Source organism: Coprococcus sp. TM115-187 (assembly GCF_027679115.1).
Classification (GTDB): domain Bacteria; phylum Bacillota; class Clostridia; order Lachnospirales; family Lachnospiraceae; genus Allocoprococcus; species Allocoprococcus comes.
On sequence record NZ_JAQEKS010000066.1, the window covers coordinates 1 to 537 of the forward strand.

At 29.1% G+C, this 537-nt stretch carries 1 protein-coding gene; it reads left to right on the forward strand.

Annotation, left to right across the window (positions count from 1 at the left end; translation table 11 throughout):
* Positions 1–302: PucR family transcriptional regulator (locus PGW42_RS15825; RefSeq protein ID WP_270235199.1), on the forward strand; the 302-nt coding region annotated here is incomplete at its 5' end.
* Positions 303–537: the final 235 nt, after the last annotated feature.

Sequence of the window (537 nt, forward strand, 5' to 3'; positions counted from 1 at the left end):
GTGATAAGAATAAGTCAGTAGTACATTATTCGAACCTCGGATTTTTCCAGATATTCGGCAAAGTTGATGATATGACGGAATTGGAAAGATGCATTCCGGAAACGTTAAAGAAATTATATTTATATGATGATGAACATAAGGGAGAATTGATTACAACCTTGCAATTTGTTCATTATAGAACGATATCTTACAGGCTTGAAAAAATAAAACAAATTTCCGGAATTAATTTTGATAATGCAAATGAAGTGCTGGCAGTCAGTAATGGCCTGATTATTTATAAAATGTTAAAAGAAATAGAATAGAAAAAGAAAGAGAAACCGTGTTAAGGCATGGTTTCTTTTTTTTTGAACGAAGTTCATAACAAGATATTAATGGAAGAATATCGATACGATGGAAAAGATTTTACAAAAAAACAAAAAAAATCTTTCCTATTTGTAACATTATAAAAAAACCACAAATGGGATACAATTCAAAACGTTGATGAGAAACATTCTCTGATTCAAATAGACAATGAGAAAAAATTATATTGAAAAGCCA